The 24,464-nt window shown below is 33.3% G+C and carries 20 protein-coding genes and 1 pseudogene; 10 read left to right on the top strand and 11 right to left on the bottom strand.

Annotated elements, in window-relative coordinates:
• Nucleotides 1-132 precede the first annotated feature (132 nt).
• From CHB80_RS18430 to CHB80_RS18465, 8 genes are read left to right on the top strand one after another with little or no spacing between them, the layout of a single operon-like run.
• A complete protein-coding gene (locus CHB80_RS18430) occupies nt 133-1,272 on the top strand; it encodes a glycosyltransferase family 4 protein (RefSeq protein WP_089372976.1) in 1,140 nt (379 codons plus the stop codon).
• The gene (locus CHB80_RS18435) at nt 1,269-2,810 is read left to right on the top strand and encodes a glycosyltransferase family 2 protein (RefSeq protein ID WP_089372977.1); all 1,542 of its coding nucleotides are present in this window, start codon (nt 1,269-1,271) and stop codon (nt 2,808-2,810) included. Before CHB80_RS18430 ends, CHB80_RS18435 begins: the two co-directional genes overlap by 4 nt.
• The gene (locus CHB80_RS18440) at nt 2,803-3,822 is read left to right on the top strand and encodes a glycosyltransferase family 2 protein (RefSeq protein ID WP_089372978.1); all 1,020 of its coding nucleotides are present in this window, start codon (nt 2,803-2,805) and stop codon (nt 3,820-3,822) included. Before CHB80_RS18435 ends, CHB80_RS18440 begins: the two co-directional genes overlap by 8 nt.
• Nucleotides 3,823-3,838: 16 nt before the next feature.
• Nucleotides 3,839-4,948 (top strand): glycosyltransferase family 4 protein, encoded by a 1,110-nt coding sequence (locus CHB80_RS18445; RefSeq protein WP_089372979.1) that lies wholly within the window; start codon nt 3,839-3,841, stop codon nt 4,946-4,948.
• Nucleotides 4,945-6,027 carry a glycosyltransferase family 4 protein gene (locus tag CHB80_RS18450; RefSeq protein WP_089372980.1) on the top strand — a complete coding sequence of 361 codons (1,083 nt, stop codon included), beginning with the start codon at nt 4,945-4,947 and terminating at the stop codon, nt 6,025-6,027. The genes CHB80_RS18445 and CHB80_RS18450 overlap by 4 nt, the downstream gene beginning before the upstream one ends.
• Nucleotides 6,014-7,378: an O-antigen ligase family protein gene (locus CHB80_RS18455; protein ID WP_229746916.1), complete on the top strand. Its 1,365-nt coding sequence runs from the start codon at nt 6,014-6,016 to the stop codon at nt 7,376-7,378. Before CHB80_RS18450 ends, CHB80_RS18455 begins: the two co-directional genes overlap by 14 nt.
• Nucleotides 7,332-8,348 (top strand): glycosyltransferase family 4 protein, encoded by a 1,017-nt coding sequence (locus CHB80_RS18460; RefSeq protein WP_089372981.1) that lies wholly within the window; start codon nt 7,332-7,334, stop codon nt 8,346-8,348. Before CHB80_RS18455 ends, CHB80_RS18460 begins: the two co-directional genes overlap by 47 nt.
• 35 nt (nt 8,349-8,383) lie before the next feature.
• A complete protein-coding gene (locus tag CHB80_RS18465; RefSeq protein ID WP_089372982.1) occupies nt 8,384-9,778 on the top strand; it encodes a sugar transferase in 1,395 nt (464 codons plus the stop codon).
• A gap of 6 nt (nt 9,779-9,784) precedes the next feature.
• On the opposite strand, the gene CHB80_RS18470 is transcribed toward CHB80_RS18465, so the two are convergent.
• The 11 genes from CHB80_RS18470 to CHB80_RS18520 form a co-directional block, all read right to left on the bottom strand.
• Nucleotides 9,785-11,002, bottom strand: coding sequence for a lipoprotein N-acyltransferase Lnb domain-containing protein (locus tag CHB80_RS18470; RefSeq protein WP_089372983.1), 1,218 nt, complete (start codon nt 11,000-11,002; stop codon nt 9,785-9,787).
• A 120-nt stretch (nt 11,003-11,122) separates the two neighbouring features.
• The gene (locus CHB80_RS18475; RefSeq protein ID WP_089372984.1) at nt 11,123-11,461 is read right to left on the bottom strand and encodes a hypothetical protein; all 339 of its coding nucleotides are present in this window, start codon (nt 11,459-11,461) and stop codon (nt 11,123-11,125) included.
• Between the two features lie 279 nt (nt 11,462-11,740).
• The gene (sucC, locus tag CHB80_RS18480) at nt 11,741-12,931 is read right to left on the bottom strand and encodes an ADP-forming succinate--CoA ligase subunit beta (RefSeq protein WP_089372985.1); all 1,191 of its coding nucleotides are present in this window, start codon (nt 12,929-12,931) and stop codon (nt 11,741-11,743) included.
• A gap of 122 nt (nt 12,932-13,053) precedes the next feature.
• Nucleotides 13,054-13,329: an ATP-dependent Clp protease adaptor ClpS gene (locus tag CHB80_RS18485; protein ID WP_089372986.1), complete on the bottom strand. Its 276-nt coding sequence runs from the start codon at nt 13,327-13,329 to the stop codon at nt 13,054-13,056.
• A gap of 78 nt (nt 13,330-13,407) precedes the next feature.
• Complete coding sequence (gene prmA / locus CHB80_RS18490; RefSeq protein ID WP_089372987.1) at nt 13,408-14,274, bottom strand: 50S ribosomal protein L11 methyltransferase; 867 nt, start codon at nt 14,272-14,274, stop codon at nt 13,408-13,410.
• Nucleotides 14,271-15,884 carry a S8 family peptidase gene (locus CHB80_RS18495; RefSeq protein WP_089372988.1) on the bottom strand — a complete coding sequence of 538 codons (1,614 nt, stop codon included), beginning with the start codon at nt 15,882-15,884 and terminating at the stop codon, nt 14,271-14,273. The genes prmA and CHB80_RS18495 overlap by 4 nt, the downstream gene beginning before the upstream one ends.
• Before the next feature lies 1 nt (nt 15,885).
• Nucleotides 15,886-16,401 carry a hypothetical protein gene (locus CHB80_RS18500; protein ID WP_089372989.1) on the bottom strand — a complete coding sequence of 172 codons (516 nt, stop codon included), beginning with the start codon at nt 16,399-16,401 and terminating at the stop codon, nt 15,886-15,888.
• Nucleotides 16,402-16,470: 69 nt separating this feature from the next.
• Entirely contained in the window at nt 16,471-17,223 is a 753-nt protein-coding gene (gene tpiA / locus CHB80_RS18505; protein ID WP_089372990.1) for a triose-phosphate isomerase, read from the bottom strand.
• A 199-nt stretch (nt 17,224-17,422) separates the two neighbouring features.
• Nucleotides 17,423-18,499 carry an ABC transporter permease gene (locus CHB80_RS18510; RefSeq protein ID WP_089372991.1) on the bottom strand — a complete coding sequence of 359 codons (1,077 nt, stop codon included), beginning with the start codon at nt 18,497-18,499 and terminating at the stop codon, nt 17,423-17,425.
• Complete coding sequence (locus CHB80_RS18515) at nt 18,496-20,235, bottom strand: BT_3928 family protein (RefSeq protein ID WP_089372992.1); 1,740 nt, start codon at nt 20,233-20,235, stop codon at nt 18,496-18,498. Before CHB80_RS18515 ends, CHB80_RS18510 begins: the two co-directional genes overlap by 4 nt.
• Before the next feature lie 66 nt (nt 20,236-20,301).
• Nucleotides 20,302-20,838 (bottom strand): DUF1599 domain-containing protein, encoded by a 537-nt coding sequence (locus CHB80_RS18520; protein ID WP_089372993.1) that lies wholly within the window; start codon nt 20,836-20,838, stop codon nt 20,302-20,304.
• Nucleotides 20,839-20,970: 132 nt separating this feature from the next.
• Here CHB80_RS18520 and folP point away from each other — a divergent pair, with 132 nt between their 5' ends.
• Nucleotides 20,971-21,792, top strand: coding sequence for a dihydropteroate synthase (gene folP, locus CHB80_RS18525; RefSeq protein WP_089372994.1), 822 nt, complete (start codon nt 20,971-20,973; stop codon nt 21,790-21,792).
• A gap of 159 nt (nt 21,793-21,951) precedes the next feature.
• Nucleotides 21,952-24,464: pseudogene (locus CHB80_RS18530) on the top strand (T9SS type B sorting domain-containing protein); the annotation flags it as partial.

The raw sequence follows: 24,464 nt of genomic DNA on the forward strand, positions 1-24,464 counted from the left end.
GTATGATGCTACTATTTTGAAAAACATAAAGCCAGTGATATACCTTTTATATTAGTCAATATTCCATTAATATTGCATCTAGAAGTTAGTTGCTTTTTTAAACATACGTTTAACGATTTTATTCAAAACTAAATGCATATTGCTTTCCTTACTCCAGAATACCCACATCCACGTATACAACGTGCCGCTGGAATAGGAACTAGTATTAAAAATCTTGCGATTGCGCTTTCGCGAAAACAGATACAAGTGACCGTATTTGTATATAGCCAGTCTGAAGATGTAGTAGTAGAAGATCAAGGCGTTACATTACACCTTATCAAACATAAGACTTATCGCATAGGAGGCTGGTTTTTATACAGGAAACACATTAATAGATACATTAATACCGTTGTTAAAAAACAACATATTGATGTGATAGAAGCGCCAGATTGGACAGGTATTACATCATTTATGAAATTTAAAATACCTGTAGTCATAAGACTTCATGGCTCAGATACGTATTTCTGTGAGCTAGAAGGAAGAACCCAGAAAAAGAAAAATTTCTATTTTGAAAAAAATGCATTAATAAAAGCAGATCATATTTTATCTGTAAGTGCCTTTACTGCAAAAAAAACTGCTTCACTTTTCGGGATAAAAAATACAATTACAACCATTCATAATGGGGTAGACGTAAGTATGTTTACACCAGATCATAGTAAGATGATCCCTAAAACTATTTTGTATTTTGGAACAATCATCCGAAAAAAAGGGGTGCTAGCATTAGCCGAAGCATTTAATAAGGTAATTGCAGAAGAGCCTTCAGCACGCTTAACATTTATAGGGAAAGACGTTACAGATGCAAAAACTGGTACTAGTACAATACAACTATTACAATCAATACTAACTAAAGAAGCATTAGCACAAGTAACGTTTATTGCTCAAATTCCCTACCATGAAGTAGCAAATGCTATTAGAAGTGCACACGTAGTATGTTTACCAAGCTATGCAGAAGCATTTCCAATGACATGGTTGGAAGCAATGGCATTAGAAAAAGCAATGGTAACCTCAGATATTGGTTGGGCAAAAGAATTAATGATAGATGGTAAAACGGGATATATAACACATCCAGATGATACGCATAAATTGGCAAATGCTATAGTAATGTTATTACAGGATATTGATTTATCTAAAACCCTAGGAGTTCAGGCGCGTAAACAAATTTTAGCACATTTTACGCAAGATCAAATAGCAGAAAAAAATAATGTGTTCTATAAAAACCTTATTGCTAAATGATCTTTTTATATCACATACATGATACTGTAAAAGAGATTGTAGATGAGCAAGCAATACCTATTTCTATTCAAGAAGAAAAACCTGAAAAAGCTATAGTTGCCATTGCAGAAAATTATCCAGATGAATGGATTATTTGGTGTCATATAGATCATAAAGAGACGCTTAATACAAGTGTATTACCTACATTATTGCATCATAAAAGACTCATGATGAGTTTAGGAGACGCCTCAGTTCCTTTTTTAACTCCAGCAATAGGATATATAGAAGATAGCCCATTTATAAATATCAATCCTACAAAAAAATACCCAACTTGGTGTATGAGTAGTGCCGTAGGAGCTATACATGCGAGTGTGGTCTTAGCGACTGGAAATGTGATTACAAACACTAAAGGATTTGACTATTTTTTAAATTCGCTTGCGCGAAAAGGGCAAGCTTTAGGAATACACTGTTATCATGAACCTTTACTTTTACAATCTGATTTGAGTAAAAATGCTGTAAAAAAAGCAAGCCTGCAATTACAATATACTTTTGTAAAAGAGCATTTTAAAGCATCATGGTTATATTTTTTGTTTTTTTGTCATATACGATATGAAAAGAAGTTTCCTATTCTTGCATGCCTAAATGCATTATTTTTTGTCAAAAATAATAATAAGCCTATTCAGGTAAATACAATTCCTTTGCAATCTTCAAAGGCACTCTTAAAAGAATTTGAGATAGACATTATCATTCCTACCTTAGGAAGAAAAACATATTTGTATGATGTTTTGCAAGATTTTACTAAGCAAACGATACTTCCACAAAGAATAATAATTATAGAACAAAATCCTGACCCCAACAGTACTTCTGAATTGGATTATATTACAAATGAAAAATGGCCTTTTCCTATAGATCATCAATTTATTCATCAAACGGGAGCTTGTAATGCACGTAACATTGCATTAGAAAAAACAACTTCTGATTGGGTGTTCTTATTTGACGATGACAATAGATTTGCTCCTAATTTGTTAGAAAAAATCTCAAACGCGATTAAAGAAACGGGATCTCATTGTATCAATATGTCTTACTTACAAGAAGGAGAAGTAGAAAAATATAAGACCTATAAACAATGGGAAACGTTTGGTTCAGGATGTTCTGTAGTACATCGAGATATTATCAATAAAGCTTCATTTGATATGGCTTTAGAACATGGATATGGAGAAGATGTAGATTTTGGAATGCAAATACGTAATTTAGGATATGATATAATTTATGCACCACAAATACAAATTCTACACCTTAAAGCACCTGTAGGAGGATTTAGAAGTTTACCTACATTTCCTTGGAATGAAGACAAGATATTACCCAAACCGGCACCGCAAATCTTATATCACCGTATTAAAAATACTACAGAGAAGCAGTTAAAAGGATATAAATGGGTGCTTTTTATTAAATACTATTTTAAACAACGTATCAAAAATCCTTTTTCTTATATTTCTTACTTTAAAAAGGCATGGAACAAAAGTGTCCATTGGGCCCAAAAATTAACTTTAGATGCATAACAGGAAGCTAAGTTTAATTGTTTGTACATATATGCGACCTGTAGCATTATGTACATTATTAGATAGTGTGCAACTTCAATCAAAATACCCAGATGAGATTTTGATTATTGATGGCTCTACAGATAATGCTACCGAAGACCGCTTTCGCGAAAGCGTATACAAAAATCTTACGTATTATAAGGTGCCTCCAGAACATAGAGGACTCACAAAACAACGTAATTATGGAATTGAACGTGTAGGCGATACTATAGAAATTGTCTGTTTTCTTGATGATGATATTGTATTAGAGCCTACATATTTTGAAGAGATTTTAAAAACATATCAAAAACATCCCGAAGCATTAGGAGTAGGAGGATATATTATAAATGAGGTTGCTTGGAAAAAAGTAAATGAACCTTTTACACCAGCAATCAATCAGTTTTATTATGATGGCCATGTACGTTCTGATGGTTCTCGATTTGTATTACGGAAAAAACTAGGCTTAGATTCTGATAGACCTCCAGGATTCTTGCCAGATTTTTCACATGGACGATCTATTAGTTTTTTGCCACCTTCTGGAAAAATATATCAAGTAGAACAGCTTATGGGCGGTGTCGCCTCGTATAGAATATGTGCTTTGAAATCTCAGAAATTTTCAGAATATTTTGAAGGATATGGCTTATATGAAGATGCAGATTATACCTTGAGATTATCAAAGAAAGGACATCTTTATATTAATACAAATGCACAATTACATCACCATCATCATCCAGATGGACGTCCTAATAAATTTAGTTATGGAAAAATGGTGGTGCGTAATGGTTGGTATATTTGGAAGGTTAAATATCCTACACCTAGCTTGAAAGCAAAACTAAAATGGAATGCAACATCAGGATTGCTTACATTAATACGTTTTAGTAATAGTATTTCAAAAAATAAAAAAACAAGAATAGAAGCATTTACAGAAGCCTTTGGTAGAGTAGTGGGGTGGTGGAGTTTGTTGTTTAATAAACCAAAAATTGAAAATAAATAGGAGTCAATCCGATAGTATGAATTTTCTTATAATCACACATGTAAAACACAAGTTGAAAGATGACCATTATTATGGGTATGGTCCTTATGTGAAAGAAATGAATATTTGGAATGCACATGTAGATCATGTTGAGGTTGTAGGACATAAGATAGATGAAGAAATTACTCGTATTGATCTACCCTATACATCTAAAGTTCGATTTACAGAGATTCCTCAAATTTCACTTACATCTTTAAAAGCTATTTTCACTAGTTTTTTTTATACACCTATTGTTTTCTTTAAAATAATAGGAGCTATACGTCGTGCAGATCATATTCATTTGAGATGTCCTGGTAATATTGGATTATTAGGATGTATTGCACAGATTTTTTTTCCAAAAAAGAAAAAAACAGCAAAATATGCTGGTAATTGGGATCCTAAAGCAAAGCAGCCTAGGAGTTATAGATTACAAAAATGGATACTTCAAAATACGTTTTTAACTAAAAATATAAGTGTGCTTGCATACGGAGACTGGCCTGATCAAAGTAAGAATATAGTTTCTTTTTTTACAGCAACTTATAGAAAAGAACAAATACCAGAGATTAAAAAATCAACATATAGTATGCCTTTCCATATAATGTTTGTAGGAAGTCTTGTTCCTGGAAAGCGACCTATGTATGCCTTAGAGTTTGTGAAAACATGTTTTGATCAAGGTATTGATGTGAAAATTGATTTCTATGGAGAAGGAAATCAGCGTCCTTTATTGGAAAAATATATACAAGACCATCAACTTCAGGAAGTAGCTGTATTACATGGTAATCAGACAACGGAAACAGTACAAGAAGCATATAAAAAATCACATTTTTTACTATTACCTTCTAAATCTGAAGGTTGGCCAAAGGTTGTTGCAGAAGCTATGTTCTGGGGCGTAATTCCAATAGTCACGCCTATTTCTTGTGTTTCATGGATGTTAGGAGAAGGCTCTAGAGGGATTCTTATGAATTTGAATTTGGAGTCTGATGTTACCGCTTTCGCGAAAGCGATAAAAACCCCTGAAATATTACAGAAAATGACTGTAGAAGGACAGGAATGGTCGCATCAATATACCTTAGATACTTTTGAATCTTCTATAAAAGAATTGTTATGAGAGTGTTACAATTAATTGATAGTTTAGATTTAGGAGGAGCTGAACGTTTGGCAGTAGAGTATGCAAATATGCTATCAAAGCATATAGAAGGATCTTACTTGTGCGCCTCACGTTCTGAAGGAAAATTAAAATCAACAATTAGTAATGATGTAAACTATTTCTTTTTAAAAAGGAAACGTACACTAGATTATAATGCAATAAAACGCCTTAATGCTTATATTAAAAAAGAGAAAATCACCATCATACACGCGCATAGTACTTCTTATTTTATTGCAACTATTTTAAAAGTTAAAAATCCATCAATTATATTGATTTGGCATAATCACTCTGGCGCTAGTATAAATTTGAGCGGTATTAAAATGAAAGTGCTACGGTTTTGTTCAAAATATTTTAATACTATTATATCTGTTAATGAAGATTTAGTAGCTTGGGCAAATAAGAAGTTAAAAAGTAAGAAGGCGATCTATCTTCCTAATTTTGTAAATTTCGATAAAGAGATAATGCCTTTACAAGAGAAATTGAAGGGAGAAGATGGTAAACGCATTGTTTGTTTGGCAAATTTAAGAAACCCAAAAGGGCATCATTTTTTAATTGAAAGTTTTGTCTCTGTTCAAAAAGAGATTCCTCAGGCTACATTACATTTGATAGGTAAAGATTATAATGATGAATATAGTAATACTCTTAAAGTATTGATAAAAGAACATCAATTAGAAGAAAATGTATTTATATATGGACAGCTATCTAATCCTGAATCTGTATTAGAGCAATGTGATATTGGTGTCTTGGCATCATCTTCAGAGGGTTTGCCTATGGCTTTATTAGAATATGGAAGAGCAAAGCTGGCTGTAGTTGTTACTGATGTGGGATATTGTTCTGAAGTAGTTAAGGATTATGGTACCTTTGTGACTTACGGAGATATACCTGCTATGTCAGGAGCTATTCAGGAATATCTTACTAATACAGAAAAAAAAGAAGCATACCGTAATTTATTTACAGCGCATATTAAAAATCACTATAGTGAAACTCATGTTCGTGATCAAATTATAAGTTTATACAATAGTAGTTTTGAAAATATTTAAGAATCCATATCTGTTTTTGATTGCTGTACATATTGCAGTAGGATTTGGCGTGTATTTGTTTAGGCCTTTTGCAAAGGTTTATTTTATGGCTACTGTAGGGATTTTTCTTTTCTACTTATTCAAAAACGGAAATAAAAATAATGAAGCATTATATGCAGCAGCTTATATAACTGGAGCTGAGGTTTTTTTTAGAATGACTGATGCTTCACCAATTCCTATTTATGAAGCTGGTAAATATGGTGTGATTGGTTTTATATTATTAGGGCTTTTCTTTAGTGGAACTTCTAGAAAGTCAGGCCCGTATTGGTTGTATTTACTATTACTAATACCTGGAGTTGTGTATGCATCTTCAACACTTGGGTATGATACAAATTTTAGAAAAGCAGTAATTTTTAATTTAAGCGGCCCGTTTTGTTTGGGTATTGCTGCTTTATACTGCGTAGATCGTAAGATTACAAGAAAACAGTTACAGTATATAATATGGTCACTTTTAATGCCTACCATAGCTATGGGGGTTTATCTGTTGTTTTTTACACCAGATACACGATCTGTATTGACAGGAACAGGGTCTAATTATGCTGCTTCAGGAGGATTTGGACCTAATCAAGTATCTACAGCTGTAGGAATAGGTATGTTTTGTTTAGTGATACAACTATTTAATAATAGTAAAAATATCATTTTATTAGCTATTAATTTAGGCTTACTTTCTTTACTAACCTACAGAGGTATCGTTACTTTTTCAAGAGGAGGAGTACTGACAGCTCTTATTATAAGTGTTGCTTTTATTTTCTTTTATTTCAAAGCAGTTAATATTAAAACTAAAAAAAGAATTATTGGCCCCATATTATTTCTTGTTTTGACTGCCTCATTTACTTACTTACTAACTTCAGTAAGAACATCAGGACTAATAGATAAGCGATATGCAAATAAAGATGCTGCGGGTCGTGTAAAAGAAGATTTAAGTACGGGAAGAACAGTGTTAATATCTTCAGAGTTAGAAGCTTTTTTTAAAAATCCAATCACTGGTATTGGTGTAGGAAAGATTAAAGAATATAGAGAAGAGACTCAAGGAATATCTGCTGCATCCCATAATGAATTAAGCCGTATGTTATCAGAACATGGCCTATCTGGATTATTCGCCCTTCTTATATTGGGTGTCTACCCTTTGATTTTTAGATTAAGTAATAGGCGTAATTTCTTGTTTTTTTCGATGTTAGGTTTTTGGTTTTTAACCATAAATCACTCCTCCATGCGTATAGCAGCCCCTGCTTTTATTTATTCGTTATGTCTTTTAAATATTGTAAATGAAAAGAAAAAAAATCCTATACATAGGGAACGCATTATCTCGTAAAGGCGCAACAGTTACTAGTGTTGAAACCTTAGGTGTTTTTTTGCGAAATGAAGGGTATGAGGTTATTGTGTCTTCTTCAGTGCAAAATAAAATACTGAGAATGCTGGATATGATAAAGGCAGTGTTCTTTCTTAAAAATCAAACCCAAACGGTATTAATAGATACGTATAGTACAACAAATTTTTGGTACGCGGTAATAATAGGATTTTGGTGTAGGTTTTTTAAATTGGATTATATTCCAATTTTACGAGGAGGAAATTTACCATATAGGCTTAAAAATAATCCTAGTGTTTGTAAACGACTTTTTGAAAATGCAAAATGTAATATAGTACCATCTCAATATTTACTCCGTGATTTTAAAGATGCTGGCTTTACTAACTTGAAGTATATACCTAATACCATAGAGACTACAAAATATCCATTCATTGAGCGTAGTAAAATTAAGCCCAATCTTCTTTGGGTGCGTTCTTTTGCAACATTGTATAACCCTATAATGGCTATTAAGGTGTTACAAGCGTTACAAAAGGAATATCCTGATGCAACATTGACAATGGTAGGACCCAAAAAAGATAATAGTTTTGATGAATGCCAGTTGTATGTAAAAGAAAATAATTTGCCCGTGACCTTTACTGGAAAATTATCAAAACAAGAATGGATGGCATTAGGAGCATCTCATGATATTTTTATCAGTACAACAAATTTTGACAATACACCTATTAGTGTTATAGAGGCAATGGCACTTGGTTTACCTGTGGTATCAACAGATGTAGGAGGTATGCCCTTTTTAATACAAGATCAAATAGATGGTGTATTAACACCTGAAAAAGATATCATGGAATTTACATCAAAATTGGTTACCCTTTTAAAAAATCCAACTTTAGTAAATACAATAAGTAAAAACGGAAGAGCAAAAGCAGAAAGTTTTGATTGGAGACTTGTCAAAATTTCTTGGAACGAGGTGCTCTCCTGAAAAATTATAATATCTTTACCGTAACTAACCCCTATATGGCACTATTACCAGATATTCATTTTGAAATCTCTGAACGCAAAATCCTTTTACGTATACTGGATACATTGTTTGTGCTTGCATGCCTGCAATTGGTAGGTAATTTTTTCGATTTTGATTATTTTAAAATAAGTCAAGAAAATTGGTTGTGGATTATTTTGTTAACTGGTTACTTGAATATTTTTGGGACCGTATTTGAATTGTATAATTTACAACAGGCATCAAAGTTTCAAACCATCCTTAAAAATACCATTCTTACCGTATCAGTAACAGCATTATTCTACTTGTTAACTCCTTTCTATACACCTGAATTACCAGAGAATAGACTTCAAATTATTTATTTTTTCTTAGCCATGACTTTTGGGATATTAGTGTGGAGATGGTTGTACATTACACTTATATCGTCACCACGTTTTTATAAAAGAGTCTTGATTGTTGGGGATTCATTTGATATTAAGAAAATCATTAGCAATCTAGAAGGTGCAGATCCTAATTATAAAATAGTAGGATATATTAATACTGATAGTTCTAATGAAGTAGGGGATATGCCAGAAACTGTGCAAGAATATCCTATAGAAAATTTAACTTTTACGGTGTCTAGAAATGGTATTTCAGAAATTGTAGTTGCAAGTGATTATAGTGATGGAGTTTCAAAGCCTTTATATTTACAACTTATCAATTTATTGGAATCAGGTTTTTCTATACGAGAATATATGCAGGTTTATGAAGAGATTACACAACGTATTCCTGTACAACATGTAGATAAAGATTTTTACCGCTATTTCCCTTTTAGTAGAAGTAATCAAAATAAATTTTATAAGCTATTTCATCGATTATTCGATATCATCATGGCACTTATTGGTATTGCCTTTTTTTTGATCATCTTTCCATTCGTATTAATAGGTAATTTAATAGGGAATAGAGGACCTATTTTTTATACGCAAAAACGTATTGGACGTAATGGATTTGCTTTTAAAATCATAAAATTACGTACAATGGTTACAGATGCAGAGAAAGATGGTGCGATGTGGGCTAAGAAAAATGATACGCGAATTACTCGTTTTGGTAAGTTTTTGAGGAGATCAAGGATAGATGAAATACCACAATTTTTTAATATTCTTTTCGGTGAAATGAGTGTTATAGGTCCTAGACCTGAACGTCCCGTTTTTGTTAGAGAACTCTCTGAACAAATTCCTTTTTATGAAACTAGGCATGTTGTAAAACCTGGATTGACAGGATGGGCACAAGTAATGGGAAGTTATGGAAGCTCTACTGATGATGCTTTAGAAAAACTACAATTTGATTTGTATTATATAAAACACCGAAATCTATTTATGGATTTAAGTATTGTGCTTAAAACAATAAGTACGGTTGTGTTTTATAGGGGACAGTAAATTATTTTATTGAGAAATCTCTCTATTTTTCTTTATTACTTTTAATATGTAGAGATAACGTATCACTAATGCAATGTATAAGGGGATAAGTGCATATGCAAATCGTTGTACACCTACTATCCAATGAAAACACAATAATGCTAATAAGATAATAGATAGCTTCATATATGGATATATCCACTTAGGTGGCGAAACTTTCCTAATTACAAAACTTGCGATCATATGAAAAGGAAATGCCCATAGTAAATCATAATTCCATTTTGTCGTACTATGTTCTGTGCCAAACCATAATAATACTAAAAGGATTCCTATCAATCCAGTACAAAACAATAGGATTGTATCTACCAACCCTAAAGGATTATCATTCTTATAATCTTTATAGGTTTTATAAATTAAAAGTAAAGCAATCAAGCCTATAATAACGATAGGGCTAATCATAAAAGATTCTTTATAGGTGTTTTCTTCTTCTGGTATGTGTAGTGCTTCTGTTTTTAAAACAAGAGGTCTTTTAGTCGTTCCGTCAGTTATTACAGAATTAGTAAATGCCTCCATCGTATAATCAGGTAGGAACGCATATTCTTTTTTTGTGGCAAGTCTATCTGTTACAGATCCAATAGCTACATCCATACCTAGCATTCCCCATGTATTCCAATGTACATTATGGCGTATTAAATCTCTATGTGTATAACCTTCAGGAAAACTACTATAATCTATATGCAATTGTTTGCCCATTACTTTTTCTAGTCCATCTACGGGCCTTGTAGCACAATTGTCAAAAAAGAAATCATAGAGATATTCTCTATTTTCATCCCTAGCATTATTTTTTAAAAAATCAAAAAACTGTTTCTTTTCCTGAGTATTTAAGGATAATACTTGTTCTTTTACCCATCTACGTTGGTATACGTAGTCTTCAATAAAATCATCATATGGAGTAACCCACAAAGTGTATAGTAATTTGCCTCTAGCAAACTTTAGGTAAAAATTGGGTGTATTAAAATTAAAACGCCCATAATTAAATACCCAATCTATATTTGTTGCATCATCATGTACTCGTATGGCAGTATGTCCAAAAGAATCATATAATTCTGGTCCAGGGCCTATGGTAATCAAGCTTATTTCTGCATTTTCAGAAAGTCGTATAAATTGATTTTGAGCATGTATGTTTGTGGTAAAAACACATACTAAAATAAGCATCACATACTTTAGAGATAGCTGTTTCATCATAGGGTAAAGATAGGAAGCAAAAGTAAATAAGCAATATGTCTATTCATAATGTATTTATAAAAATAAAAGCCGAGTGATGAGCTCGGCTTTTAAAAATGTGATTATTTACTAACCTGTTATTTAAGCAGCTGGTACAATACGTACAGGTAAAACCCACTCTTCACCTGTTTTAAGTGTGTTTAATTTTTTGTAGTTAAGTCTACTTTTAATAAAAGCATCTACACTTTCATTTTTAGTATCTACGTTTATAACAACAAGTTCTTTATTGTCATTTACCATAAACGTAACTTTTGCTTTAATGTCTTCATTGATTTCCATTTCTGGATTTTTAAGTAACTCAGCAATTTGAGTGGTGACATTTGTTTCTTTGTTTTCAACTTTTGGAGTTGTGTTGTTTGCAAATACGGTTGTTCCTGCTGCTAATAAAATAGCTACTAAATAAATTTTTAGATTTTTCATAATTGTTCGTTTTTAAAGATTAAAAGATTGATATACCAAAGAGACGAACATTTCTTGTACTTCGTTACATAATGGAGTGTAGTTTAACCATTGTTTAACGATTATTAACGCTACTTAACATTCGGGTAAAGCTGAGGTAACGCTTTCGCGAAAGCGTATAAAACATCTTTCTAAAAGAACATATAAATAGGTATGTAATTGATACTAAAACGCTTAAAAACAAAAAGCTCTTTTAACGTTTTACGCTAAAAGAGCTTTTATTCTTATTGTTAAGATGGTTTATGCTAAAACCGCCTGAACTTTATCTGCAGCCTCTTGGAATTCTACAGCACTCTGTACATCAAGACCACTATTATCTATTAATTCTTTTGCTATATCTGCATTGGTTCCTTGTAGACGAACAATAATAGGAACTTCTATATTCCCCATGTTTTTGTATGCATCTACAATACCTTGAGCAACACGATCACAACGTACAATACCTCCAAATATATTTACAAGAATTGCTTTTACGTTAGGATCTTTAAGAATAAGATCAAATGCAATTTCTACACGTTCTGCATCTGCAGTACCTCCTACATCAAGGAAGTTTGCAGGCTCTCCACCAGCTTGTTTGATAAGATCCATCGTTGCCATAGCAAGTCCAGCTCCATTTACCATACAACCTACATTACCATCTAGATCTACATAGTTAAGCCCTACAGCTTTTGCTTCTACTTCTACAGGGTTTTCTTCACGCTCATCACGCAATGCTGCAAGATCTTTGTGACGGAATAGTGCATTTTCATCTAAAGATACTTTAGAATCTACTGCCATGATTTTATCATCACTTGTTTTAAGTACGGGATTAATTTCAAATAAAGAACTATCTGTAGATACATATGCTTTATATAAGGAAGCAACAAATTTTGTCATTTCTTTAAAAGCTGTACCGCTTAATCCTAAATTAAAAGCAATCTTACGTGCTTGAAATGGTAATAATCCTGTAGCAGGATCTATTTCTTCTGTAAAAATAAGGTGTGGAGTCTCTTCTGCAACAGTTTCGATATCCATACCACCTTCTGTAGAATACATAATCATATTACGACCTGTTCCTCTGTTTAAAAGTACAGACATGTAATATTCTTCTGGTTCATTATCTCCTGGATAGTATACATCTTCAGCAATTAGTACTTGGTGTACTTTTTTTCCTTCTGCACTTGTTTGAGGAGTCACAAGATTCATTCCTATGATTTGACCAGCGATTTCTTCTACTTGTTCAAGATTTTTGGCGAGTTTTACACCACCACCTTTACCACGACCACCGGCGTGAACTTGTGCTTTTATAACGTGCCAACCCGTTCCAGTTTCTTCAGTAAGTTTTTTTGCAGCAGCAACAGCTTCTGCAGGTGTAGTGGCAACAATACCTCTTTGGATACGTACGCCAAAACTAGCTAACATTTCTTTTCCTTGATACTCGTGTAGATTCATAATACCTTTTTATATGGTGCTTTATTTATGCTGTGCAAAAGTAACAAAAGCGCTACGGGAGCACAATAGTTTTTAGATTAAAATTGAATGTTATGTCTAAGTATTTATAGAAAGCTTACTGATTACACAATTTCTGCGCTTAATCCAGCTTGTAAAAGTTTAGAACATCTAGGCTTAAGATCATCATAATCTCCGGTTTTTACAGTGCATTTCCCTTTGTAATGAACAATTAAAGAGCACTGATGGGCCTGTTCTTCTGTGTGATCACATGCACCTATAAGACAGTTAATCACATGATCAAATGTATTTACTTCATCATTATAAAGAATGATTTCGTGTTGTTTCTGCTCTTCAGTGAGGACGTCTAGGTCTTCTTGATATTTTTCTTTTGTACTCATAAGAGTAAAATTTTTGACTAGAAATTTACAAAATAAATAGCTTACTAATTAAATTAGTAATGTTTTATAACATAAAATTTAGGATTGCCTTTTTTCAAATTTACAAGCGACCCAATTATTACGTTCGTAGTTACCAACGAAGTAAAGCCCATTTTCATTACATTTTTCTGTAATTAAGGCAATGTCTTCTGTATAAAAACCACTTAATAATAAAATGCCATCTGTTGGAAGTGTCATTGCATAAGCAGGAATATCTTGTAGTAAAATATTTCTGTTAATATTAGCAATAACTAGATCGTATGTTTTGTCTTTAAGTAACGAGACGTCGCCTTCATAAACTGTTATATGCTCGCAGTGATTTCTTTCAGCATTTTCTATAGAATTAAGGTAGCACCAATTATCTATATCAATAGCGTCAATAGGGTGTGCTCCTTTCATTTCTGCAAGAATAGCAAGAACCCCAGTTCCGCATCCCATATCTAATGTCTTTTTATTCGTTACATCTAGTTTTAATAGGTGTTTTATCATCATATGTGTAGTCTCATGATGACCAGTGCCAAAAGACATTTTTGGCTCAATGACAATATCAAATTCGACATCTGTTTTTTTATGAAATGGTGCTCGCACAGCACAACGTCCATCTACTTCAATTGGATCAAAGTTTTTTTCCCATTCTTCATTCCAATTTACTTGTTCAATTTCTTGTGCAGTATATGTGATGGTAAACTCATCAGATTTTAAAATTTGGATATCAGTGAGTAAGCTTTCAAAATCTAAAAGAGTTTTATTAGGAAAGGCTTCTTCTTTTTGAATATATGCGATAACCCCAGTTTCTGTTTCTGTAAAACTTTCAAAACCAGCATATCCTAATTCTGCTATTAAAATTTCTGTTGCTGGTACAGGAGGGCTTACGGTAAAGGTATATCCTAAATATATGGGTGTCATTCTTTAATCTCTTTGCAGTTATACGACGTATTTGGATCAATTTTTAATACTATTTCTCCATTTTCGCCAGGCAAAAGTACTGTTTCATTTTCAATTAAAATTTCATTTTTTGCAGTAAAATTTACAGAAACGCTGTCTGTAAATTTTTGATTTTTGATTTTAACTTTATAAGGAGCTTCTAATGTAAACTTCCAACGGCTAAAATTTTGATTTTCTATAACTGTATAGAGCTCCGGTTGTAACATATTATAACTCATTTTTACAGCTCGTCCTGTATGCAAGCTACCTGCTCCGTACATCCCTTTAAATGCAGCATTTGCTTTTATGTAATCTATATTTGTAGCCGATAGTTTTATAATACTATTTACTTCATCTACTGATAGGCAGGGGTTAATAGAAAACATAAGTCCTATAGTGCCTGTAACCAAAGGAGCCGCAGGAGATGTTTTTTCTACCTCATTATATAAAATATCTCCATCTTCTAGATATTTACTATATCTAAATATAAAAGTGCCGGGCGCCAAAATATCTACATAAGTATCTAGATTGTTTGTAGATGCTTTATAAATAAATTGTTCTCCATCTATATCGTTTCCCTTAAAACCTACAGCGCGTCCTACATAATTTTTAAGTCCAATGGCATATGGATTTCCTTTTCCATTTGTATGTAGTGTTTCTCTAGGGTCATCAAATCGATGTTGGACACTCCCTACAGAAATAACATGCTCATAGGCTCCAGGATATCTAGGAACCTTTCCTTTTGTTTTATTGAATGATGGATTGTGTGGTACAGAAACAATAACAGTTCCATTGTCTCTCATTTCATTAATGGCTTCTTGTGCTGTTTCGTAATAACGAGTGCTGCCCCAGCTACAATTAATAACTTTTGCTCCTGCTCGAGATAATTCTAATAATTGATTTAAAAATTTAAAATCACCATAGGTAGTAGTATAAATAGTACAATTAGAGCAAATACCCACAATGCCATAGCCATTATCACCACTAGCGGCAGCTGTTGCAGCTACACTCATACCATGACCTTTGGAATAAGAACTTTTTTTAAATACGGTGACTCTATCTTTAAAGTCTGGATTCTCCGGATCTACATAACCATCAGAAATACCCATTATTACATCTTTACTTCCAGTAGTATAATACCAAGCCTCGGGAACCCCTAAAAAATCATAATAATCAAGATTTACTTGTAGGCCTTGATTACTACCTACAGTACTTGTTACTCCATAATCATTAGGTTCATATATTTTAAGTGTTTCTGGAAGTAGGCTTTCGCCAAATTCAAAAATGTCAGGGACTTCTTCTAATAGTTCTTTTTGGAAATTAGGATGGGATGCAATAACAAAATATGTGCGTTTTAGTTTATCGCGATCAGCATACTTAAACCCTTTTCTAAAAACTTTTACCTGATATTTATGAAAGAGCACTTTTAATTTCTGATGATCTCCTGTATACGAAACAACAGAATCTTTTGTGATTACTGGAATCTCAATATTTTGATCTAAAGAACGAATGTAAAAACGATCTTCCTGAGCATAAATGGAAGGTATACTTAGTATTCCAAAAACGATATATATAGCTATTGTTTTTAACATACTAGCTTTTTATAGATTCTTGTATGTGTTTGATTTGTTGTTGAAGTTCATCATACTGTTTTTGTAGTTTTTGAACTTGATGCTCTTTTTCTATGAGATATAATGTGAGTTCTTCTATCTTTTTAAGAAGTAGGACGTTCATCTGACCTAATTCAATACCATTTTCTTGTACTTCTTCCGTTGTAGGAACTTCAGGTAAGTGACCATGGGTATTGATGTATTTTTCTATTTCGCGTAAGCGTACTAAATCATAACCATCTTCAAATACATAATCTGCCCATTCTTTAAGATCTAACTTTGCAGATTTAGCATGAATTTGTCCATTTACTTCAAGCTTGTCTGTTGGATTTTTTTTACCAATCCCTACACGTCCATCTTTAGTAATATAAACAGCATTTTGCTCTTCTTTATTTTTAAGGAGCGTAACAGAACCATCAGTATTTGTGATTGTTTGTTGTGCTTGACAAGAGAAGCAAATACCAGCCAATAAAAAAAGGAGTAAAAAAGAAACTTTCATAGTATATAGTTATAGACCTAAGGTATAAAAATACTATGAAAGTTGTCTTAAAATATAATAAGCGCTTTATTAAAAAGCATTTACGATTTCAAAAAAGTCGTCTGCTTTAAGGGAAGCCCCACCTATAAGACCACCGTCTACATCTGGCTTTGAAAAGATTTCTTTTGCATTTCCTGGTTTTACAGATCCGCCGTATAAAATAGATACTTGATCTGCTGTATTTGCATCATATGAAGTACCTACAGTACTTCTAATAAAAGCATGCATTTCTTGAGCTTGATCTGGTGATGCCGTTTCTCCTGTTCCTATTGCCCATACTGGTTCGTATGCAAGAACAATATGTGACCATTGAGAAGCAGTAAGATGAAAAAGCGCATTTTTAAGTTGGCTTTCTACCACATCAAAATGTTTTCCATTTTTACGATCTTCCAGCTCTTCTCCAAAGCAAAAAATAACAGTAAATCCTTGTGCAATGGCAGTATTTACTTTTTGGGCAAGTAATGCATCATCTTCATGAAAATAAGCACGACGCTCACTGTGTCCTAAGATTACAGTGTTTATTCCAATACTATCAATCATACTAGCCGATATCTCGCCCGTATATGCGCCACTTTCTGCTTGATGCATGTTTTGAGCAGCTACTTGAATATCACTACCATTTAATGCAGTCACAGCAGCATGTAAATTAATAGAAGTAGGGGCAACAATTACTTGCGCATCTCCTGTGTTTTTCTTCTCCTTAAGCGCAGTTAATAATGCTTGCGTTTCAGAAAGATTTTTATTCATTTTCCAGTTTCCAGCGACAATATGTTTTCTAGACATGTATGGTGTGTTTTTTATTGAATCACAAAAATATCAATAAGATTCATAATCTTCTTATAAAATAGTAGAAGAAAACTATTATTATGAAAGTCTTAATAGGGGAGCTATCCTATTATAGATACCTGAAAAAAAAGAATCTTTTCAGTATTTCATTGCATAAAATGTAAAGAAACAAGAAGAATCTATTTGTGGTAAATAATTATGATAAACGTATTTTAGGATCTAACCATCCATAAATAAGGTCTACAAAAATATTAATCACTACAAATAAGGTTGCGATTACAATAACGGCTCCCATGATAATAGGTAGATCTAGCGTGTTAAGCGCATCTACAATTTCTTTTCCTAAACCATTCCAACCAAAAATGTACTCTACAAATACCGCCCCAGCAAGCATAGATGCAAACCATCCAGAAACAGCTGTAACTACGGGATTAAGTGCATTTTTTAAGGCATGTTTGCGTATGATTTGAAAAGGGCTCAGTCCTTTTGCTTTTGCAGTGCGAATGTATTCTTGATTATAAACCTCTAATAAAGAATTACGCATTAACTGTATCACTACGGCAAGAGGTCGTATTCCCAATACAAAAGCAGGAAGTATTAAATTTTTCCATTGGATAGTGACGTGTTCTCCAAAATCATCCATCGCATATAAACTCCCCGTCATGTTTAAATTGGTATACTTATGGAGAACAAAACCAAAGAGCCACGCAAAAAGTATAGCACTAAAAAAGCTTGGAACGCTCATCCCTAAAGTGCTTATAATTTGGATAGTTCGATCTACCCATGTGTCTCTCATTTGAGCAGAGATAATACCTAATAAGATCCCAATGATGATGGCAATACTAATAGCACTTATGGCTAAGATAAACGTATTAGGTAAAGTTTCTCCTATTACTTCTGTCACTCGTTTACCAGTTTTTTGAAAACTTTCTCTTAAATAAGGAGACTTTAATACAACAGTTGTTTTTGCTATTGTAAATAAAGAAATAGCATTGTACTTCCCACTACTTAAACTGGTGTATTTGTCTGGTTCACTTGCGTGAAAAGATATAGGAGCTAAATCATTAAGGTAATATAGATATTGTTTGTAAAGTGGTTGGTCAAATCCATACTTTGCACGTACAATGGCTAGTTGTTCTGGATCTTCATTTTGATCAAGCATCATACTTGCAGGATCACCAGGTAATACATTAAATAAAAGAAATATGACAGTAACCACTCCTATAAGTGTACCAGTTGCATACCCTAATTTCTTTAAAATATATGAGATCATTCGTGTTCTTTGATAGAGGCAAGTCTTCTTATTTCTGCTTCTTCTAGTGTGATAGGAGTATATTCAAAATCTTCTCCAAAAAGATCTTTTGCATAGGATTCTATAGTACTGCTAAAACCTGCTTCTTCTCTGCGTTTATTTACTTCTTCAGGATTTTCTATAGGCCATATAAAAGGAGTGCCATTATTATAAGTCATTCCTTGGGTACCATATATTTGGTGTTTCCCTTCATTCATTAAATATCTATCTTCCATCATAGCAACCAATCTAAATGGAAGTTCGCCGGCTTTCCCTGCTTTTTTCATAAGATCGAGATACTTTGGAATTTTATTAGAATGTTGAATAACAGACCAAGCTGCAGTATTGGTAGGAGTACCCACTAAAGATTTACCAGGATATACCCCATTCTTTAATATGGATTCTATTTTTCTAAGGTTACTAGTATCTAATGCTATCTGACGTTTCCATATATCCCCTGAATATTCTGCAGGATCAAGCCCCATAGATTCTCCTAATGCTTTGCGCTCTGGACCTTCAGGCACTTGCATTAGTTTACGATATTTTTGATCTAGTACAGCAATACTATCTAATTGAAACTTTAGATTAAAATTTAGATGAGGTTTAGCGGTAGGTAATGAATTTAGAATCAAATCTGAAGCATCATTATAGTGTAATTTCTGAAGGATAGTACCTTTATCCATACTCACAATACCTGGACTTGCACGTACAATAGTTTTTAAGGTAGTCTCGTCTGTGTAATAAAAATCAAACGGAAGTTTATAATCCCTAACAAAGGGTTCATGCACACTCGGACTTGATGAAGTCAAACCAATAACGGTATATCCTTTTCGGATCGCCTCTTCTGTGACTTTCTTAATGTTATAATATCCTTCTCGCTCAGTTTTATCAATATTATAAGCTACAATCACAATAACATTTTCTTTTTCAAGAAAAGTTGTTGTAAAATTTTCATCCCCTTTTTCTATCGTAAAATCATGTACAGGAGGAATATAGCCTTCTTGTACTTGTTCTGTTTCATACCCTATAAATTCACCTTCTACTTGAGGATATCCACCAGAAGTAGTTACTATTTTCTCTTTTCCATTGACATTAAACTTCCAGTGATAATCAAAAATAGCTTCTGGAGCACCTTCTGGAATTTCCATGTTTTTGGCAATATTAGAACCTTCTTTGTAAGCTCTAAAATCTAACCAAGGCAAATGCATTAATACATAATATCCAAAACACATACAAGCAGCAAATGATAAGAATATAATGCTGTTTTGTACAATCTTATTTTTAAATATAGGTCGTATATGTTTTTGGAAAAATAGTAAGAATAGAATGCATACTAGCAGTACTAGGTCCTTTATAAAAGATTCCCATGGCACTAGTGGGATAGCATCTCCAAAACATCCGCAGTCAGTTACTTTATTAAAATAAGCTGAGTAAAAAGTAAGAAATGTAAAGAATACAATCATAGCTAGTAATAACCATAATGTGAGTTTTTTACGATAGCCTATCAGTAATGCAATACCTAACAATACTTCTGAAATAACTAGGCCTATTGAGATGAGTAATGCATACGGTGATAAGAATTCTAAATTCAATACCTCAGGAGCAAAATATTCTTGAAGTTTATATGAAAACCCTAATGGATCATTTAGTTTTATGAATCCGCTAAAAATAAAAAGGGCACCAACAAAAAAACGTGCCATGTGTACAGGTATGTGCATTTTTTAGTATGTTTTTATACGCTTTCGCGAAAGCGGACTATTCATGTATTACTAGATATTTGTAGCTTATTCTTCCAAATGGATTAATGCAAACACCGCATAATTAATCATATCCTGATAATTTGCGTCAATTCCTTCTGAAACCAGTGTTTTTCCTTGATTGTCTTCTATTTGTTTAACGCGTAATAACTTTTGAAGAATAAGATCTGTAAGTGAACTTACTCTCATATCTCTCCAAGCTTCTCCATAATCATGATTTTTATCTTCCATGAGTGCCTTAGTAATAGCTACTTTTTTGTCATATGCATTTGTAGCTTCTTCTAAGTTAAGGTCAGGTTGTTCTACAACACCTAAATCTAATTGTATGAGTGCCATCACAGAATAATTGATAATACCAATAAATTCAGAAACTTGTCCTTCATCAACCTTTTGCACATCATTTTCTTGTAAACCACGAATGCGTTGTGCTTTAATAAAAATCTGATCTGTAAGTGATGGTAGTCGTAAAATACGCCATGCACTTCCATAGTCTTTCATTTTATTTATATAAAGGCTTCGACATTTTGTAATTGCGTTGTCGTACTGTGTTGAGGTATTACTCATAAATGGATATAGAATTTGCGTAAATTTCGCTTAAAATTCGTAATATAAAAAATGGGGTTGTAAGTTTGTTTGAAAGAAGTACTCACAACCGAGTTTTAAAATTTATAGTAAAAGTACGTATTGTAGTTGATTATGTATATTAATTGTAAAGGAAACCTTATCGATTTATCTACTCCCAAAGTAATGGGCATTATAAATTTAACCCCAGATTCTTTTTATGACGGTGGTACATATAAAGATATGGATGCTGTAATTGCACAAGTAGGGAGTATGCTAGATGAAGGTGCTACTTTTATAGATATGGGCGCTTATAGTTCTAGACCTGGTGCTGCTAATATTAGTATAGAAGAGGAGGAGAAGCGTATAATTCCAGTTATAAGAGAGGTTTTAAAACATTACCCAGAGGCTTTAATTTCTGTAGATACCTTTAGATCGCATGTTGCTAGAGAAGCTATTTATACTGGGGCTTGTATGGTAAATGATATAAGCGCAGGAATGTTAGATAGTGATATGATGTCTGTAGTGGGAGAACTCCGAGTTCCTTATGTATTAATGCATATGCGAGGGACTCCGCAAACCATGAAGCAGTTAACAGATTATGAAGATATCTTGAAAGAGCTCACTAGTTATTTTAGTGAAAGATTGGCATGCGCAAGACGTCATAAAATAAATGATCTTATTATTGATCCAGGTTTTGGTTTTGCTAAAACCACTGAGCAAAATTTTAAGCTTTTAAAGGAGTTACGTTTTTTTCAATTTTTAGAAGTTCCCTTATTGGCAGGGCTGTCTCGCAAGTCTATGATTTATAAAACATTGGAAGGAAACCCGCAAACTTCTTTAAATGGCACTACAGCACTGAATATGATTGCTTTGCAAAATGGCGCTTCCATTCTTCGGGTTCACGATGTGAAAGAAGCCATAGAGTGTATACGGCTACATAATGCACTTGGTTAATGTACGAGATATTATATTTTAGATATAAATGTAATATAGATAACTTTTTTAATGAGACATACCAATTCTGTTTTTTAAACGTTTTCACATACAAATGGGCTGATATTTTAACAGAATTTTGACAAAAAATCCCTATTTTTCGCCCACACAAACCTATTTATGATGAAAATCCTACGCGAAGGCCTTATTTTAATATGTTTATTTTTCTGTTTTACAAATAGTTACGGGCAAGATATTGGTGGTCCGACTTGTGCAGATGCTGTACCTTTTTGTACTGCAGAACTTAATCAACCTTTTAATAATTGTTTTAATGGAAGCCCTGATCCTAATTGTACTGCTTCTGGTGAAGCAGGACCTGATTATACTTGTTTGGGGTCTACACCATTTCCAACTTGGTATTTCTTACAGATAGAAACACCTGGAGATTTAAATTTTACAATCTTTCAAAATACTGATATCGCTGATGATGGAACTTTAAACGGTACACCTCTAGATGTAGATTTTACATTATGGGGACCATTTTCAGATACGGATGTTTGTGACAATTTAACGGCAGCAAACACGGTAGACTGTAGTTTTTCTGCAGCAGCTGTAGAAACAGCAAATATTCCTAATGCACAAGTAGGCGAAATTTATGTATTTCTAATTACAAATTTTGCGCAACAACAAGGTGAAATTTTTATAGATCAAGCAGATAATGATACAGGAGCAACTGATTGTGCAATTGTAGATCCTACGCTAGGAGCAGATATAGATGCGTGTGAAGGTACTATAGTGACATTAGATGCTACAGACCCTACAGCAGCTAATTATACTTGGACATTTGATGATGGTACGGGTCCAGTTGCTATTCCTGGAACTGATGGTATGCCTATGATTGATGTGACTCAAACAGGAGTTTATGAGGTAACTCTTACCACATTTGATGGAGATATGGGAACCGATGATATTTTGGTTACATTTTTTGAAGTTCCTATGGCACCTGCGATGGTTGATACATTAGAGTTATGTGATGGAACTGATGATGATGGTTTTGCGATATTTGATCTTGATGCTTTAATCCCAACAATTCTTAATGGTTTAGATCCTTTAGACTTTACAGTGACATTCCATTTGTCACAAGCAGATGCAGATGATATTACGAATACAGGTCTTGTAGGTACTGATGCATATAACTCTATGGATGATACCATCTTTGCCAGAGTTGAAAATAATGACCTTGCAGATTGTTTTGATACTGTTTCATTTCTAATAGATGTTTTTGATACACCAGATGCAATTACACCTGACGATATTAATATTTGTGACAATGACCAAGATGGAGATCCTACTAATGGTTTTGCGCAATTTGATTTAACAACGACCATTGCTACAATACTTAATGGACAAGACCCTACACAATTTATTTTAACATTTCATACATCACTTGCTGGCGCTAATGATGGAGTTACAGATTTAATTGGAAATCCTGATACTTATATAAATGGTGTTGTAGATCAAGAAGAAATTTTTGTTCGTGTAGAAAATAATGCTTTTACAGATTGTTTTTCTACAACTAGCTTTTTGATTACGGTAGATCCACTACCAATTATCAATCCAGTTGCAGCACTAGAATCTTGTGATGATGGTACTAATCCTAGTGATGGTATCTCTATATCTTTTGATACTTCAGGTGTTGAAGCAACATTATTGGGCGGACAAACAGATATTACAATTACATACGTAGATGGTAATAATGTGCCTTTAACTTCGCCATTACCAAATCCGTTATCTAACACTGTATTATTTACAGAAACAATTACTGCAACGTTAACTAACGATATTACAGGTTGTCAATCTACGAATACTATTGATTTAATTGTCAACCCTAATCCTATTGCAAATACAGTAGCAGACCTAATGAATATGGGAGGTTGTGATGATGATGGTTTAGGACTTTTTGATACCTCTACTGTTCAAGCAGATGTAATAGGTGGTCAAACTGGAGTTTCTGTTACTTATTTAGACGGTAATGGAAACCCTCTTTCAAGTCCATTACCAAACCCATTAGCCAATACAATCCCAGAACTTGAAACAATTACTGCGACTGTTGTTAATGATGTTACGGGTTGTTCAACGAGTACGACATTTAATCTTATTGTAAATGTTAATCCAACAACTGTTACACCTACTACTTTAGAGATTTGTGACGAAGATGGTACTCCTGATGAAGTTACAATTATTGATCTTACAGTAAAGAATACAGAGATTACGGATGGTTTTGATCCAACAGTTACCGTAAGCTATCATCTTACCTTAGCAGGCGCTAATGTAAATGATGCTTCGATTCCTGATCCAACAATGTTTATGAACATGGCTGGAACAAATCCACAGATTGTCTTTGCAAGAGTGACCAATAATATTACAGGATGTTTTTCAACAGAAGCTTTAGCTGTAGAAGTCTTTTTACTTCCAGTTCCTGTTGTTCCTGCAGATTTAGAAGTTTGTGATGTCGATAATGATGGTATTTTTGATTTCTTCATTTTATCAGATGTAGATGCCGAGATCACAGGAGGAGACACTTCTCTTACAGTGGTATATTACCTAACAATGGATGATGCCAACAATGCACCTGTCGGAGGAGAGATTGATAATATGATGTATATCAATGTTAATGATCCCTTCTTCCAGAC

It is taken from the genome of Dokdonia pacifica (assembly GCF_900188275.1).
Lineage (GTDB): Bacteria > Bacteroidota > Bacteroidia > Flavobacteriales > Flavobacteriaceae > Dokdonia > Dokdonia pacifica.